Here is a 541-nt window from a genome sequence, read left to right as displayed (position 1 = left end):
TCCTCGATCGGGTTGTCGTGATCGCGCGAGTCATCCGCCTCGCGCTGGCGCGCGACCGCCTCGGGATCATCGGCGAAACGGCCATCGGCTACGGCCGGAGCATCGACCACGGTGATCACGCCATCCACCGTCATGCGTGTGCGCACGCTCGGCCAGCCAAAGGCCTTGAGCAGCGGCTTGGGCAGGGCCAGACCCGAGGTTTCGATCACGATATGCTCGGGCGGTGACGGGCGATCCAGAAGGGCTTCCATAGTCGGGATAAAATCATCCGCCACCGTGCAGCACAGACAGCCATTGGTCAGCTCGACAATATCTTCTTCCGGGCAGTTGGGCAGGCTGCATCCGCGCAGCGTCCCGCCATCGATACCCAGCGAACCGAATTCATTGACGACGATGGCGATGCGCCGCCCGTTCGATTTCTCGATAAGATGACGCAGCAACGTGGTCTTTCCGGCGCCGAGAAAGCCGGTGATGATGGTAACGGGTATCTTGCTCATGCGAGGTTTCCGGAAGCTTGTGGCGAGAGAGGATCTGACAGGGC

Annotated in this window: 1 protein-coding gene; it reads right to left on the bottom strand. The window is 61.7% G+C overall.

The genetic code is table 11. The features are described from left to right. Positions 1–497: GTP-binding protein (locus C0V97_RS17480; RefSeq protein WP_305007267.1), on the bottom strand; the 497-nt coding region annotated here is incomplete at its 3' end. Positions 498–541 lie beyond the last annotated feature (44 nt).

Source organism: Asaia sp. W19, assembly GCF_003994335.1.
Classification (GTDB): domain Bacteria; phylum Pseudomonadota; class Alphaproteobacteria; order Acetobacterales; family Acetobacteraceae; genus Asaia.
Note: the sequence above shows the minus strand (reverse complement) of the source record. Positions and strands in the feature narration are given on the sequence as shown.